At 33.8% G+C, this 16508-nt stretch carries 14 protein-coding genes and 1 pseudogene; 1 reads left to right on the top strand and 14 read right to left on the bottom strand.

Going from position 1 to position 16508, the window contains the following annotated elements; translation table 11 throughout:
- Position 1: 1 nt before the first annotated feature.
- From CD29_RS12830 to CD29_RS12850, 5 genes are all read right to left on the bottom strand, one after another.
- A complete protein-coding gene (locus CD29_RS12830) occupies positions 2 to 937 on the bottom strand; it encodes an ABC transporter permease (RefSeq protein ID WP_036187486.1) in 936 nt (311 codons plus the stop codon).
- Entirely contained in the window at positions 937 to 1866 is a 930-nt protein-coding gene (locus CD29_RS12835) for an ABC transporter permease (RefSeq protein ID WP_036187489.1), read from the bottom strand. Before CD29_RS12835 ends, CD29_RS12830 begins: the two co-directional genes overlap by 1 nt.
- Before the next feature lie 209 nt (positions 1867 to 2075).
- A complete protein-coding gene (locus CD29_RS12840; protein ID WP_036187492.1) occupies positions 2076 to 3707 on the bottom strand; it encodes a peptide ABC transporter substrate-binding protein in 1632 nt (543 codons plus the stop codon).
- A gap of 390 nt (positions 3708 to 4097) precedes the next feature.
- Positions 4098 to 5096, bottom strand: coding sequence for a hypothetical protein (locus tag CD29_RS12845; RefSeq protein WP_036187494.1), 999 nt, complete (start codon positions 5094 to 5096; stop codon positions 4098 to 4100).
- A 2-nt stretch (positions 5097 to 5098) separates the two neighbouring features.
- A complete protein-coding gene (locus CD29_RS12850) occupies positions 5099 to 5428 on the bottom strand; it encodes a PadR family transcriptional regulator (protein WP_036187497.1) in 330 nt (109 codons plus the stop codon).
- A 195-nt stretch (positions 5429 to 5623) separates the two neighbouring features.
- On the opposite strand from CD29_RS12850, the pseudogene CD29_RS12855 reads away from it, so the two are divergent.
- Positions 5624 to 6390, top strand: a pseudogene (locus tag CD29_RS12855) (TSUP family transporter).
- 49 nt (positions 6391 to 6439) lie between these two features.
- On the opposite strand, the gene CD29_RS12860 reads toward CD29_RS12855, so the two are convergent.
- The 9 genes from CD29_RS12860 to CD29_RS20295 all read right to left on the bottom strand — a co-directional run bounded on the left by CD29_RS12860 (position 6440) and on the right by CD29_RS20295 (position 16366).
- Positions 6440 to 7714, bottom strand: coding sequence for an MFS transporter (locus CD29_RS12860; RefSeq protein ID WP_235801836.1), 1275 nt, complete (start codon positions 7712 to 7714; stop codon positions 6440 to 6442).
- Between the two features lie 79 nt (positions 7715 to 7793).
- Positions 7794 to 8426: a FusB/FusC family EF-G-binding protein gene (locus CD29_RS12865; RefSeq protein ID WP_036187503.1), complete on the bottom strand. Its 633-nt coding sequence runs from the start codon at positions 8424 to 8426 to the stop codon at positions 7794 to 7796.
- Between the two features lie 376 nt (positions 8427 to 8802).
- Entirely contained in the window at positions 8803 to 9066 is a 264-nt protein-coding gene (locus CD29_RS12870) for a CD3324 family protein (protein ID WP_036187506.1), read from the bottom strand.
- 207 nt (positions 9067 to 9273) lie between these two features.
- Complete coding sequence (locus tag CD29_RS12875) at positions 9274 to 10251, bottom strand: GGDEF domain-containing protein (protein WP_036187509.1); 978 nt, start codon at positions 10249 to 10251, stop codon at positions 9274 to 9276.
- Positions 10252 to 10260: 9 nt separating this feature from the next.
- Positions 10261 to 11133, bottom strand: coding sequence for an EAL domain-containing protein (locus CD29_RS12880; protein WP_036187512.1), 873 nt, complete (start codon positions 11131 to 11133; stop codon positions 10261 to 10263).
- Between the two features lie 190 nt (positions 11134 to 11323).
- Positions 11324 to 12967, bottom strand: a complete 1644-nt coding sequence (gene abc-f / locus CD29_RS12885; RefSeq protein ID WP_036187515.1) for a ribosomal protection-like ABC-F family protein — start codon at positions 12965 to 12967, stop codon at positions 11324 to 11326.
- Between the two features lie 266 nt (positions 12968 to 13233).
- The gene (locus CD29_RS12890) at positions 13234 to 14235 is read right to left on the bottom strand and encodes a 3-oxoacyl-ACP synthase (RefSeq protein ID WP_036187518.1); all 1002 of its coding nucleotides are present in this window, start codon (positions 14233 to 14235) and stop codon (positions 13234 to 13236) included.
- On the bottom strand, positions 14232 to 15737 hold the full coding sequence (menE, locus tag CD29_RS12895; protein ID WP_036187521.1) for an o-succinylbenzoate--CoA ligase: 1506 nt from the start codon (positions 15735 to 15737) through the stop codon (positions 14232 to 14234). The genes CD29_RS12890 and menE overlap by 4 nt, the downstream gene beginning before the upstream one ends.
- Positions 15738 to 16207: 470 nt before the next feature.
- The gene (locus CD29_RS20295) at positions 16208 to 16366 is read right to left on the bottom strand and encodes a YpzG family protein (protein ID WP_328286490.1); all 159 of its coding nucleotides are present in this window, start codon (positions 16364 to 16366) and stop codon (positions 16208 to 16210) included.
- Positions 16367 to 16508: the final 142 nt, after the last annotated feature.

Consider the following 16508-nt stretch of genomic DNA (forward strand, 5'->3'; position numbering starts at 1 on the left):
TCTATTTACGTAGTTTTGGATCTAGTGCATCACGTAAGCCATCACCCACAGCATTAAATGCGAAAATTGTAATCGAAATTAAAAATGCTGGGAAGAATAAACGCCACGGTGCAGTCATTAGTGCCTTCATACCTTCCGAAGCCATCGTACCCCAACTTGGTATTGGTTGCGGAACGCCAAGTCCTAAAAAGCTCAAAAATGACTCTGTAAAGATAGCAGAAGGAATTGTTAATGTCATTGTTACTAAAATTGCCCCTAATGCATTAGGAACTATATGTTTTCGAATTAAATGTCCTGTATTTGCACCTAGGGTTCTAGCCGCAAGAACATACTCTTGGTTTTTTATCGATAATACTTCACCACGCACAATTCGCGCCATATTTACCCAACCTGTAATCGATAGGGCAATAATCATTGGTAAAATACCAGGCTCTAGTACAACTAGTAAAATAATAACAACTAGTAAATAAGGAACAGCAGATAAAACGTCTGCAATACGCATCATAATGTTGTCTACGCGTCCACCAGCAAGTCCTGAAATACTACCCCATAAAACTCCAATTACTAGGTCGATCAATGCGGCAGTTATCCCAATGAATAATGAAATTCGGGCACCATCCCACGCACGGACAAACACATCACGACCAAGATCATCTGTTCCGAACCAATGTTCTGCTGATGGTGGAGCGTTATAATTACCTAGCATCTGATTATATGTGTATGGAGAAAAGATTGGAACAAAGATAGCCATCAAGATCATAATGACTAAAATAATAACGCCAACTATTGATAATTTATTTTGAGTGAAGCGAAGGATAACTTCTTTCCAAAACGACACGGACTTTTTTGAAAGTTTGTCTGTTTCAGCACTACGTCCACCGACTACTTTAAACATATCTGGTGACATGTTCTCGATTTGTTCGTTCTGATTTGCCATTATTTTTTCGCTCCTTTCAATTTAATACGCGGGTCAATAATACTGTAAAGAATATCTACAATTAGTACTGCAAATAACAGAATAATTGCATAGAATACCGTTGTACCCATAATAACTGTATAATCACGATTTGAAATACTTGTTACAAAGTGTTTTCCTAATCCAGGAATAGCAAAGATTTGTTCTACGATAAAGCTTCCTGTTACAACCCCTGCAGTTAATGGACCTAAGTAAGTTAATACAGGAAGTAGTGCATTTCTTAATGTGTGTTTAAACACAGTTGTCCATTTTCCAAGACCTTTTGCACGAGCCATTTTTACATAGTCACTACTATTTTGTTCCAACATACTTGAACGAGTTAATTTCGCGATGAATCCCATATGTGTAATGGCAATGGCAAATGCCGGTAAAATACTATAAATGAAGCCCTTCCAACCACTTACAGGGAAAAGACCTAACTTAAACGATAAAAAGTACTGCATTAAACCAGCTAAAATAAATGAAGGTACTGAAATACCTAAAACTGCAATTGTCGATGCTACATAATCGGGGAAGCGATTATGGTAAAGAGCTGCAACCACACCAAATAATATCCCCAACCCTACTGATAAAAACATTGCCATTAATCCTAACGTTAAGGAAACTGGGAAACTTTCAGCAATGATATCGTTCGTAGAGCGCCCCTTATACTTCATTGATTCACCAAAATCAAACGTAACAGTATCGATTAAATAATCCTTATATTGAATATACCAAGGATTATCTAATCCATATTTAGCATTCAATTGCTCTTCAATCTTCGGTGGGAGTTCACGTTCACTTGCAAATGGGCTCCCTGGTGCAAGTCTCATTAAGAAAAATGTGGCACTTACAATAATAAATAACGCTATCAGAATATAGATTAATCGATTAAAAATGTACTTAACCATTCCTTGTCCCTCCTTTTTAATTTATAGAAAAATTAAGAAAGACACAGTTCAATCAGTGATTAAACTGGTGTCAATACTAAGAAAATATGTAAAATAAATACTTTCTCACTACTAAATAAAACAAAGGCTGCTTGTCATCGAATACACGACAAACGCAGCCCTTGTACTATTTTTGTTAATGTAAATAGTAACTTATAATAATTACTTTATTATTTGTCAATATCTACATATTTCAAATAGACATTACCAAGTCCATCAGGTGCCATATTTTTTACAAAGTCTTTTTTCACGTGAAGATTTGAATAGTTGTAAAGTGGAGCAACTGGGAACTCAGTCATAGCTACTGCTTCTGCTTGTTTTAGTAATGCAAGACGTGCTTCTGGATCAGTTTCAGCAACTGATTGTTTTAAGAACTCAGCATATTGCGGATTTTCCCAACCAGTATCGTTGTTACCATTTTCTGCAGAATCATATTGTTCTAAGAATGAGTATGCATCGTTGTAGTCAGCAATCCAACCCATACGTGCAACATCAAAGTCTAATAAGTTTAATTTATCTAAATAAACTTGCCATTCAGAGTTATCGATAGCTACTTGAATTCCTAAATTTTTAGCCCAAGATTCTTGAACAAATTGTGCAATTACTGCGTGTGCTTCACTTGTGTTAATAGATAATCCAATTTGAATTTCGCTTGGATCATTAATTCCAAGTTCTTGCATACCTAATTCTAGAGCTGCTTTTGCTTCTTCGATATCATTGTCTTTGAAGTAACCACGGTCTTCTTCAAATCCATTAATAGCTGGTGGAACCATACCTAATGCAGGTGATTGTTCACCTTTTAAGATATTGTCGATTAATTCTTGACGGTTGATCGCAAGTGTTAATGCTTTACGGATGTTAGCATTGCTTGTGAATTCACCTGTTGTATTAAATTTGTACCAGTAGATTGCTGCGTAATCTTCGATGTTAAGAGTTCCCTCTTCTTTATAACGATCGATTGAATCAAGTGAAACTGTTTGGAATGGAGCACCTAAGAAATCGATTTCTCCTTTATCAAACATTGTTCCAGCAGTTGTTTCATTTTCTACCATTGAAATGTTTACTTTATCTAAAGCAACATTTTCTGCATCATAGTAGCTGTCGCTTTTTTCTAAAGTAATTGAATCATTATGTTTCCATTCAGCTAAAGTAAATGGACCGTTTGTAACAAAGTTTTCTGCTTCAGTGTACCATTCTGGGTTACCTTCTACAGAAGCTTTGTGTAATGGGAAGTAAGTTTTAAATGCAGTTAATTCTAAGAAGTAAGGTGTTGGATTTTCTAAAGTTACTTCTAAAGTTTTTTCGTCAACTACATTAATACCTAAATCGTTTTCAGAACCTTCACCTGAATTATAAGCTTGAGCGCCTTTAATTGGGTAAAGAATTGAAGCATACTCAGATGCATTTTCTGGGTTTAATACCCATTTCCATGCAAATGCAAAATCTTCTGCAGTAACTTTGTCACCGTTGTTCCAAGTTGTATCTTTTAAAGTGAAAGTGTATTTTAATAGGTCTTCACTAATTTGTACATCTTCTGCTACTGCGTTTACTACTTCACCGTCTTTAATAGCTGTTAAACCTTCATAAATGTTTTGTAAAATTACACCAGATGTGCTGTCTGTAGCTAGTCCAGGGTGTAATGATGGTGGTTCAGATGCAATAACTAAATTTAATTCTTTAGCTGCTGTTCCATCTTCTTTTGTTGTAGTTTCTTTTGCTGATTCGCCGCCGAAGTTACATGCAGCTAAGATCGCAGATAAAACTAATAACATGCTTACAAGTAATAAACTGTTTTTCTTCATATTGAAATCCCCCTATTCTATGTTGTTTTATATTTCCAATTTTTCAGAAAATATAATTTGTGAAGTAGCATTTGTTATATTATCAGAATTTTATAGTTTTAACAATATAATTATATCACATTATTAAAAATTTCTATTCTTTTAGAAAATTTTAAAAGTTTATGTCATGTAAACGCCCCCATAACGCAAATATGTTGAATATTTACTATTTTTTAATTGTTCTATATTTTTTGAATATGTAGAAAATTCTCTATAAATTGTTTTTCTAATATCATTTTTTATTCTTTGTCTTTTTTATCGGAATATACTTTATATAAACTGAAAATATCGAATCAAAATAAAAAAGGTGTCAAGAAAGAATAACTTTCTTAACACCTATTATTTTGCTTTTTAATTAATTTTTGCTTTTAAGTACCCATCAATACAATTCCATATTGCAAAGATCGGATAAACAATAATTGTTAGCCACTGAATATATCCTGTAATCGCATTTTCATTTAAGTTAAGCAAGTCGCTCATATAAACGATGAATTCTTGATTAAAAATTGCTACATTCGTAATAATCACAATAACACTTATTGTACCAACAAGTTCTTTTACAACATTTAATAACGCAATATTCTTCGTCCATTGCTTTTTGAACAACATAAATAGTGCTAAAGCTACCTCTAAAACGACGCAAATGATTACGACTGGCCAATAAGCGTTTAAGATTGGTTGATTTAAGGCAGGCATTACAAATTGTAGACCATTCTCACCCTTTTGATAAACTCCCAAAAGATGATCTGCATTAAAATACACTGTAACCCAAATCGCTGTCCAAAGTAAGCTAAAAAATACATATCCATTTGAAACTGCTTTTTTCCTTGGAACATGTGCAACACTTTTCAAATCTTCAGGTGTCCATTTTTTACCGTTAAAAGATAAAGGATTCAGATCTTTTGTATTATCTACACGCTCAATAATTGCAAACACAATCGTTAACCAAAAGAATGTTTGTATGAAAACCTCTATAATTAGCCATATTCCTTTTCCAAGAACCATTAAAGCAACACTGAGAAACGCCTGATCCTCATTATAATTAAAAATATTTTCAGCTAATAATGAGATAATCGCTACAACAGCAGCAATTGGAAGAATCATTTTTAACAAAGATACATACACATCATAATATCGTGGACCAATTAAATGCATTGGCTTTTCACTGTAGTTACTAGCTAACACCGCCGGGTTACCTAAGTTATTTAGGACTACCTTGATATCCTGTTCTGTAGAATCCTCGGGCAACATATCTTCAATCGTTGACCTTAATTCAAGACCAATGTCTTCACGATTTTTTTCTGGCAAACGACGAGTTACTTCATTTATATATACATCAATAAGATTCATCCTCATTCTCCTTTCAACAAATCATAAAGCTGTTTTGAATTTACAAGCCATTCTGTTTTTAACTTTTCATAAATCTCAATACCAAAATCCGTTAAAACATAATATTTCCTTGGCCTTGACTCCGTTGTATCCCAGAGACTTTCCACTAGTTCTTGCTTTTCCAATCTTCTTAGTAAAGGATATAACGTACTTTGTTCTATAGATATCCCAGATTGTTCTAATAATTGGACAAGCGAGTAGCCGTATTGCTTTGTTTGTAATTGGCTTAAAACTGCTAATGTTAGCGTTCCTCTTCTTAATTCCGTAGTTAATGAATCCAGTAGATTACTCATAGTACACCTCCATACTGTTCAATACATACTATGTATCATACAGTATATATGATACAGTATTGTTGAAACAACAGTATTTTTTATTTTCTATCTTTTTGCAACGAAAATACTGGCTTCCTGTTTTCTTTTTTTATTTACTTCAATACATCTTTTAGATACTATTGTTTGTTGTAGAAAAAGAAACGAGGTCCTACCATGCTATTCGACATAGATTTAACTACGATTCTGCTATTATTTTTATTTGGATTTTTAGCTGCCTTTATTGACTCAGTTGTTGGCGGAGGGGTCTTATATCACTTCCAGCTTTAATGTTTACTGGGTTAAGTCCTTCTGCTGCAGTTGCAACAAATAAACTCGCTGGGACGATGGGGTCATTAACAAGCACAATTACATTCTATCGTTCTGGAAAACTAGATTTAAAAACAGTTATAAAGCTCTTTCCAATTGTATTTATAGCTGCAGGTATAGGGGCATGGATTGTCCATTCAATGGATCCATCTGTGTTAAAACCATTAATGCTAGTAATGCTTGCAGGAGTATTAGCATATACACTACTGAAAAAGGATTGGGGAAGCATTTCTACATATAAAAAGCTTTCAACTATAAAGTACATCGGGTTTTTCCTTCTAATATTTGCAATCGGGTTTTATGACGGTTTTCTTGGACCAGGTACTGGTTCTTTTTTAATTTTTGCTTTTCTGATGATTGGTTTTGACTTTTTAAAAGCAGCAGGAAATGCGAAGTTTCTAAATTTCGGTAGTAACATTGGTGCACTATTAATGTTTATGTTATTAGGTCAAATCAATTATGCATATGGCTTCATTATGGGGATAGCACAAGTGTTAGGTGCGATTTGCGGGTCAAAATATGCTATAAAAAGAGGAAGCGGTTATGTTAGAGTATTATTCATTATCGTGACAATTGTGTTACTTACCAAAAATACTTATGATTATTTTTTCTAAAAAAAGGCAGGTTTCTGAAGGATTTAAACTTCAGAAACCTGCTTATTAATTATTCTACCGAAACGTGGTCCTTTGGTTTACCAGCCTCAAGTAATGCTTTGCTTTTTACTAGGACGATTAAGAGCACAGTCATTGCAATACCCGTTCCAATTAAAAGCCATTCTATATCGACAATGTCTGCTATTGGACCAAAGATTAGCATTCCAATAGGCATCATAGAAGTTGAAATCATTCCAAACACACCAAATACTCTTCCTAAATAATCTCCATCTACTTTTTCTTGGATTAAAGTCATTGTTGGCGTATTAAAAATAGGCATGGCAATTCCAAATATCCCAAAGAATACTAGGTAGATCCAGAAAGTTGGAACAATCCCTAGCGCTACAGTACAGAGTCCCATAATGAGTCCAGAGAATGCCATTGTATAAATCTTGTTTTTAAAGCCTCCCCAAGCAGCAATAAGTCCTCCTCCAATCATCATTCCGATAGAAAAGGCTACTTCAATTGCCGCAAGTCTCCACTCATCATCCCCAAAACTACGGGTCACTTGTAACGGCGTTAAAAACGATGCAGGTGCCATTAACACAAAGAAAACGGCAAACATTGTCATTAAAACCTTCAGAAAACTATGGTTTTTAATATAAATTAAGCCCGCTTTAAAGTCGGTAAAGTAGCCAGTATTTTGAGTTTGTTTAGCCTTATTATGGGTAGGTATGCGTAAGAAAAATAACAATATTCCTACAGCAACGGCTGCTGTCACGACATCTATAAAGAGTATAACTTCCATGGAAGTAGTTGAAATTAATGCAGCACTTACCATAGGGGAAACGAACATTATAATCGCTTGAATCGAACCGTTAATTCCGTTAATTTTTACAAGATGTTCTTCAGGGACAATTTGTGGCAATACAGCCCCAACTGCCGGTGTTTGTATACCAGTCCCTAGCGCTCGTATCGCTGCTACTAAAAACAATAGCCACATTGCGTCATAGCCCATCATAAAGACAATTGCTAAGATTAAAGTAGCAATGGCTATCATCGAGTCTGATATAATCATTAATAATTTTCGATTGTAACGGTCTGCCCAAACACCTGCAAATGGTGATAATAAAAACGTCGGAATAAATCCGCAAAGTATATAAATGGTCATCATTATACCAGATTGTGTGGACAACGTAATGTACCACATAATCGCATATTGCACTAACGATGAGCCAAATAAAGAAATCGTTTGGCTACTTAAAAATAGCGTAATATTTTTCTTCCAACTAGCTGTTGGATCAGTTGATGTACTTGTCATATTAATTATTCCCTCATTATTCATTTAATCTCTTTCTTTTAAGGGAAACAAATTAATAAAATAATAGCATCATCATTTGTACTTCTCCCCCCTTAATAAATGATTAACTTAAATTATCTACAAATGCTTTAAGCCGACTAAAGTCAGTTAATTCTTCGTTACACGTATCACTATTTTCACATATATAGTTCCCTTTTCTTGTATATGTTCCAAGTTGCGTTCCTTTTTTTGATACTAACAATAACCCAACCTTTGCATGGTGATTACATACTAAACAGATACCGCTCTTTTCCAAGTGGTCAAATACTCCGCGCACACCTTTTAAAATACCTTCCTCATAATACACAATGTATTTTCTATTAGTACCAGCATCAAACCAACTCAAATAGCTAAGTTCTCTTAAATCGATTCCATCCATTTTAGGAAGTTTTACTTTTTTATCCTTAGGAAACAACTTTTTAACTTGGTTATCAGTTGGAACTTTAAATGGCTCAACGTATTGTTTAATTGAGTCTAAAAACAGCTCCAATTGTTCCCTTGCTTGTATAGTGAATATGGGTTGCAGTACAATTTGCTGTTCTATATCATCAAGTATTAGTTTATTATTAATTTCTTCTTGTACTAATGCTTGAATTGCTTGAATTACATTTGGATCCTTTGACGTTGTATTGGCATTTAATATCTTTTTTGCTTGTTTTTTAACGAATTGATATTGCTCTACATTCATAAATTTCATCACGAACACTCCTTCCGCTCTAGATTACAGAAAAAGCTTCATGAGTTCAATTGGCTACTTTATTTATAAATAAAGTAGCCATAAGGTGAAACTTCCATCAGTGGGGATTGATTAATCCCCGCTGATGGTTAGTTGGGGCCCACAGGACGTGGGTCATGCAGACGTTGCCACAGAGGCCAACACGATGTTGGTCATATCGCTGATGCTACAGGACGTAGCGCTTTCAGCGATATGTGGTGTTCTTAGTCTGCAACCAATCGGGGTGTTAGCGTCCGATAACTCCTACCTATCATCTTGTTCTAATTTAATCTGGAGGTAGGAGTGTTACGGACGGTTACACCGGGATAAAAATAAGGTTGGTTTGGAACCAACCTTGTTATTTCTTATAAACAATTTTTTTGATTGTTTCGATAGATAAACAAAATTCAACAGAAAGTACTTCTAAAGAAGTACCATTTTTAAACATTGTTTTAAGCGTTTTATTTCGTTCATCTAATCTTTTACGTTCTCCAGAAGCGACTCCCCATTTTACTCTTTGTTCTTCTGGTTTTGGAATATAAATTAAATCTCCTTGAACATAAGCTTGTAATTCTTCAAGTAGATGTTTCGGTAAAATATCATTTGCATTCACGTAACGCATTGGAACTCTCCTTTACTTAAATAAATAAGCTAAGGGCAAAGCGTTCATGAATAATTGACGTTTACTTGGCGATGATTTACATTAACTATCTCATACAAAGTATCGCCATATTATTCATAGGCTTTGCATGAGTTCTTCCAGTAGATGGCACATTGGATTTATGAGCCATTTCATCACATCCTTCTAAAACATTCTACATTTCCTATTCTATGAAAATCCATCGCTATTATCAATAATGAAGCAGCTTCCTATTGTTTTTTTACAGTATCGTTTGATTGCCGCTACTTCATTTGATATTTCTTCTGCTTTTTCAAATTGACGTTGTCTATTGGTTAATACAGCAATCGACAATGACATAATTGAGAGGTTTTCCATTTCACCCGATCTTCCTTTTATTTTAAAATTAGGATCTGATAGGTGTCTAGGATTGTAGAAATCAACGATTGTTTCGTCAAATTCTTTAATGATATTCTCACAGATTGGTTCTATATTGTAATGTGGGATAAGCGCCATAAAATCATCCCCTCCAATATGCCCTAGAAAATCTCCATTGTGGAGAACATGTCTTTTTAATATATCAGTTAAATGTAAGAGAATTTGATCGCCTTTATTGAATCCGTATAGATCATTGTAAGTTTTAAAGTAGTCTAAGTCGAAATAGAGTATACTAAATTGTTCCAATAAAACTGCTTTCGCAAGAGTTTGATGGATTAAGTGATTTCCAGGTAAATTACTTAACGGATTGAGAAAACTAGCAAATTCAACTTGAATTTCGACGAATTTCATTAATAATGCACGAATACTAACAACACCAATAAACTTATCGTCTTTTGTTACAATCACATCATCATAGAGGTCTTCTTCTTCTCGTTCCATCGCTAAGCGACTCACCTCTGTAATCGATTGGTAATAATCAACGATGAGCGGATCATTTTTTGCAAGAAGTTTACTTTCTCTACCCATATATAGGTTATACCCATATAGGGTACCGATTTTTTGATAAAAATGTGTTCTTGTAATATGCGCAACTGGTTTCTCATGATGTACGACAACTAAGCCTCGAATATCAGGATTATCCGTAAAAAGTTTGTCTACTTCTTTGTTCTTCACAAAAGGTTCAATAAACGGAACTTTCTTTACGATTCCCCCTATATTTGTTGCTACTTCACCTATTTTCGTAACCATTTTCTCACCTTATTTTACTGGTATATTTTTCGAATTTGGAATACTCCCGAGCTTTATCTCTTGATTTGGTCTACCTAACGCATATCCTTGAGCATATTGAATTCCTACAGACTGAAGATAGTTTAGTTCTTCTAATCGTTCAATCCCCTCAGCGATTATTTTTGTTTTAGATTGTTCTGCAAATTCATGTATTAATGAAACCAGGCTTTGTCCAGCTTCATTTTGATCGATATTTTGAATAAGTGATCGGTCTAATTTTATAAACTCTGGCTTTAAATAAATTAATGTCTTTAAACTGTTGTACCCCGAACCAACATCATCAATCGCGATTCGATAACCTTGTTTTCGATAATGGGATAATACTCGTTTAAATTCATTAAAATCTGTAACTGCACTTCGCTCAGTCAATTCAAAAACAACTTGCTCCGGTTGAATCCCTAATTCTTTAATAAACTTAAATGTTTCGCCACTATGATAATTTTTATCTAACAAAACATGTGGATGGATGTTAATGAACAAATTAAAGTTTTGACCATTTTGGGAATTGATTCGTTCAGTGAATCTTTTTAACGATAAGTTTCTACAAAATTGTTCAAATGGAAAGACTATATTTGTTTGTCCTACAAATTCATAAAAATGATCTGTACTATCAAAAAGAACGCATTGTAATGGTCTATTCAATGCTTCAAAGGCAAAAGTATCTCCATTTTGAATATTAACGATCGGTTGAAAATATGTTTGCATCGATTCATTCTTGATAATTTTTATTAATTCTTTATACCTTTTAAAGTAGATTAGTTCCCCGTGTTTACGTTGGATTCTATGCTTAAAATAGGAAAATAGGTTAAGTGTATTTACACCACTAAATAGGACTGACTTCATAATTTCTCCTTAATTTAAAGGGATTATTACCTATATTAGTATTCTATTATTAACTCGGTATTAATTTTCCATTAACCTTTGTAAACGAGTTATTTGTTCATATACAAATTTTGAGGAAAAATAACTAGTGCAATAATTTCCTTATACATAAAACAATCCTCGAAGATAAATACTTCAAGGATTTTATCTTTTATAAATTTTTCAACTGATTAATCTGTTTTGTTAGCTCGTTAAACTTTTTGTCTAGTTCTATATATTGTGGATCATTCGATGTCATGAAACTTAGTTTACCTAACACTTCCTGGCGTTCTGTTTCAAGTTTTAAAAGTAATTCTTTCAAATCATTAATTGAGCTTGATTCTGTTGATTTCTGCATGAATCTTTTTATCTTGTGATTTTGAATTTCAAGTTTGCTATTAGTTATTTTCTCAACAAAATAACGGTCATGAGAAACAACTAGTAAAGTACCATTGTAATGTGTTAATGTTTCTTCAAGCTGTTCGCGTGATGGTAAATCTAAATGATTCGTTGGTTCATCTAAGATTAGTACGTCTTTTTCATCTAGGATGAAAGCCATCAACTTACATTTAACTCTTTCTCCCAAACTCATATGATATATAGGTAATGTCCATGCCGACTTTTCAAAACCTAATCTTTTCATTAAATTCCGGACTTTCCCTTTTTCCTCATAAGAATCACGATAAAATAATTGCTCAGGAGTTTTCTCAAGAGGTAGATCAAATACATCTTGAGTTAAATAGCCAATGTTTACAGAAGGCGAAACCCAAATCTCTCCTTCCCCCTTTTCCTGTCCCATAATCATTTTAATAAGTGTTGATTTACCACTTCCATTTGGACCGATAAGCGCTACTTTTTCACCATGCAAAATAGTAAAGTTACCATTTTCGAATAGAACTTCATTATTAAAAGTCTTTTTTAATCGTTTCACTTCTAAAAACCGTTTTCCACGCTTCTTATTTGTATTTAACGTAAATTCAACATCGTAATTATCTTCTACAGGATCTACTTTAGATTTTTCCAATTCTTTTTCCAGGCGTTTCTTCTTTGATTTAATTTGGGAGTCTGTTCTTTTTGCCTTCACACGATAAAACTCTTTAAATCCTTCTTTTTTAGTTGATTCTGCATGAGCTTTTTGTGACCAGTTGGATAAATTATTAATTTGCGACTCGATTGTTTCAATCATTTTTTGTTGTTTTTCATAAGCTCTTTGTTGCGATAACCTTCTCTTTTCTCTTTCCTTCATATATTCCGTATAATTACCGGAATGTTCAATTAGATTTCTATTTTCAATGGACCATATTTTAGTTACAACTTTATCTAAAAAGTATCTGTCGTGGGATACAAGTATAATTGTACCTTTATAATGCTTTATTTGATTGATAAGTAATTCAGTACTTTCTTCATCTAGATGATTTGTAGGTTCATCTAAAAATAGAAGGTTTGAAGGTGACCCAAAGCCATTTGCAAGCCGCGCTTTTAGTTTTTCACCACCGCTAAGTTGATGGTAATCATTTGTTGGCACATGCCATTTCGACAACAGTGTAGCTTCAGAGGTTGAAACTTCCAAAGAATCATATCTCTGTGTCTCTTGTTCAACATAAGAAATTTTTATATTATCCTGCATCCAATGCAAATAGCCTTTTGTTGGTTGCAATTCCCCTGATAATAACTTCAATAAAGTGGATTTTCCAGCACCGTTTTTACCAATTATTCCAATGATATCACCTTGGTGGACTGTACCCGTAAACATTTCAAATAAACTTATATCATTTACATCAAATTGTAACTCTTGTAATTTCAATAATTCTTTCAAATCTTTCGTTCCCTTCTTAGGGAGATAAAAAAATCCTCCCGATTTTTCGGAAGGATTAGCCTTTGGTTTCATGATAAATAAAGCTATCTTTCGTAAAAGATAACTTAGTAAATATAGAAAATGGGCAGACTAATCCTATTTTTTGTTTGAAATAATTTTTTCTATTTCAAAAACGTAAAAAATAAGATTATTTATCCATTGTCCACCCATCTTCCCTTCATTCAATAATTAAGAACAGTGTAACATATTCACATTTATGTGTGAAGTTACTCTTTTAACCATTCAATAACGGTTGCTGCCCAAGTATAACCTGTACCTGCTGAAACTGTTACTATTATATCGCCTTTGTTTAGTCGATTTTCTTTCTCTGCCAAATATAACCCGTAGCAAGGGTCTAAAGCTGACATGTGACCATATTGATGTAAATAGATTGATTGATCTTCAGTTAGCCCCAAAGCTGTAAGTAACTCTAAATACATTGAGCGTTTTGTATGAAGAGGTAACAGCATTTTTATATCCTCTAATTTCTTACCGCTCTTCTCTAAAGATTTAGTAATTGCTTTTATAAAGTTTGGCATCGATACAGGGTCCAGCCTCTCCTTCATACTCATTGGATTTGGAACATCTAAAAAGTGCATCTTCTCATCTAGAACTTCTTTACTTACTGGATATACAGATCCCCCACCTGGAACTAAAACATCTTGTGAAAACGATCCATCTGTCATAATGAAGGAATCTAGTATTCTAGACTTTGTTGCATTTCTAGTAATTAAAGCTGCAGCACCACCGTCCGCAAAATTAAACATAAATCTCGATCTTGGATTATCATAATTTATTAGCTGAGATTCTTTTGATCCACCTACGAGCAAGATGTTCTGTATGCTTTGGTCTGACACGAGCATGTCTTTTGCCACTTTTAACGCAATTGGAAAGCATGAGCTAACATTCATTAGCTCAAATGCATAAGCATTTGTTGCTTCTAATTCATGTTGTATTTTTGAGGATGCTGTCCATACTTGATAATCTTTAAAAGGACTCCCAAAGTAAATTATTACATCAATACTTTTAGGATCAACGGTCTTCAGTATGTTCCTTACTGCCAATACAGCTAAATCCGACGCGTGAACTGAGTCAGGTGCTACTCTTTTTTCAGTTAAACCAAACTTTTCAATAATTACGTTTTCTGGAATACCTGTTAGATGTTCAAGATCTTTTGCGCGTACGATTATTTCTGGTTCATATATACTTGTTTGTTCTACCCCTATCATTTCAGCTCCACCTTTTTGTTATATTGTTGTTGCATTAATTTTTTGTCTAATTTCCCTGTAGCATTTTTCGGTAGTTCGTCTAAAAATATAATTCGTTTGGGCACTTTGTATTTTGCTAGCTTACTACTACAATAATTTTGAATATGTTCTTCCAAAATACTTTGACCTTCCCTTATTGAAGCAATCGCAATTGGTACTTCGCCCCATTTTTCGTCATGAATTCCTATGACTGCCACTTCATTTATTTCCTTAATTTCTCCAATCACTTGCTCTACTTCTAATGGATATATATTTTCTCCCCCGGAAATGATCATGTCCTTTTTTCGACCAGCAATATAGATATAACCTTCCTTATCTTTATAAGCTAGGTCTCCAGTATAAAACCAACCATTTATAATTGCTTCGGCTGTTTTTTCAGGTAATCCCCAATATTCTTTAAAGATATTTCCACCTCTTATGACTAATTCTCCAACTTCCCCTTGCTTAACGGATTTCCCGTTATCATCAACAAGGTCAATATCACAAAACATTACAGGTTTGCCAATAGACCCTACTTTCCTTTTATAATCTTCTTTCGAAAGCATAAATACGGTTGGTGATGTTTCGGTCATTCCAAATCCTTGGTAAAGAGGTATACCCTTTTCATGATATTCTTGTATCAATTCCACAGGACATGGTGCTCCACCGCTACAAAACACACGCACTGATGTGAAATCTGTTTGATGGAATGTTTCTTCGTTTAGTAACGCATTAAAAATAGTTGGCACACCCATCATTACTGTTACCTGTAAATCATCAATAATCTTCAATACTTGTTTTGGATCGAACTTTCCTGGAACGATGACAGTTCCACCAGAAAGGAAAGTAGGAAATGCAAATAATCCAATTCCTCCAATATGAAACAATGGGAGTATTACTAAACAATTATCGGAAGATGTAAGGTCAAGTGCATATTGGTTATTGAGTGCATTCCAAAACATATTCTCTTGAGTTAAGACTGCGCCCTTTGGTTTTCCTGTCGTACCAGATGTATAACAAATAATATAAGGATCGTTTGGACTACTACTATCACTAATTGGATTTTCCATTTGGAATAGTGTATAACCATCTTCAAACGTATGTGTACTTTCAAAAGAAACTAATTGGTTTAATTGATTAAATAAAGGCTCTAATTCCCTTTCAAAAAGAATGGCTTTAGCTCCGCTATCCTCGATTTGATAGGCTAATTCAGCGGTACTTAGTCGAATATTTAATGGTACAGCAACTAAACCTAACTGTGCAGTTGCAAAATATGTTATAAAATACTCTATCCGATTTTGTGATAGTATTGCTATTCGATCACCTTTATGAAGAAGTAACTTATGATGAAGAAATGCAGCTACTCTATTAATTTCTTGTAATAGTTCTTGGTAAGTAAATTCTCTATCTCCACCTATTAAAGCAACTCTATTCGGAGTAATATAAGCTCTTTTACGAATCCAATATGTAATGCTCTTTTCCATCTTTTTCCCCCTCAAAGTAGATAATCTAGTATATTTTTAAATAAAATAAAAATGACTTATCTTAATCGTCGACAAGTCACTCATAGTTGAAGGTTTTAGTTATTTAAATGATGTTCTTCAGTATCATATATTTCTATTAGTTCTTTCACAAAATCAATCGAGTGTTCAAAGTACTCTAAAGCCCCTCTTTGATATTGCAAATTGTTCAGCCCCTATAAATATTGATCCATACTATATGTATTTCTTTATAGAAATTTAAATTCCTTCTAATTCCTTACATAAAAAAGAAGCCCGGAATATTATTCCGGGCAGCTTCACTCATCCTCCATGATTTTTCACCCTCAATTAAACATAATTACTTATCGTATAATATGCTTTTGTTGAAAGTGCTTGGCGGGTTGTTCATGACAAATCCCTCCTGTACTTCATTTCGGATAAAGTGAATGTGATTCACAAAATCCTAAATGATGTTACCAGTGATGTGCTTTCGCATTACTCCTCAAAATCTGGTTTGACAGAGAAACCTCTGTTCGACCATTTATAAGAGACTTTTGCTTTCGTGGCTTTTGGTAATTACGGCCACGTTCTTGAGCTCTAGGATTAAAATGCCCTGGACCACTCACTGCCACTCACCTCTCCATCATTTTGGATTTCTATTGCGAAACCGTAATTAGTATGAGAAATACAAGTTCATTTATACTCAAGATACTTTAGAAAAAAATTTTTGAACCTTCGAATATTCTTAATGATTATTTTTCAATATAAATGAGT

The sequence above is a fragment of the Ureibacillus manganicus DSM 26584 genome (assembly GCF_000772945.1).
GTDB lineage: Bacteria > Bacillota > Bacilli > Bacillales_A > Planococcaceae > Ureibacillus > Ureibacillus manganicus.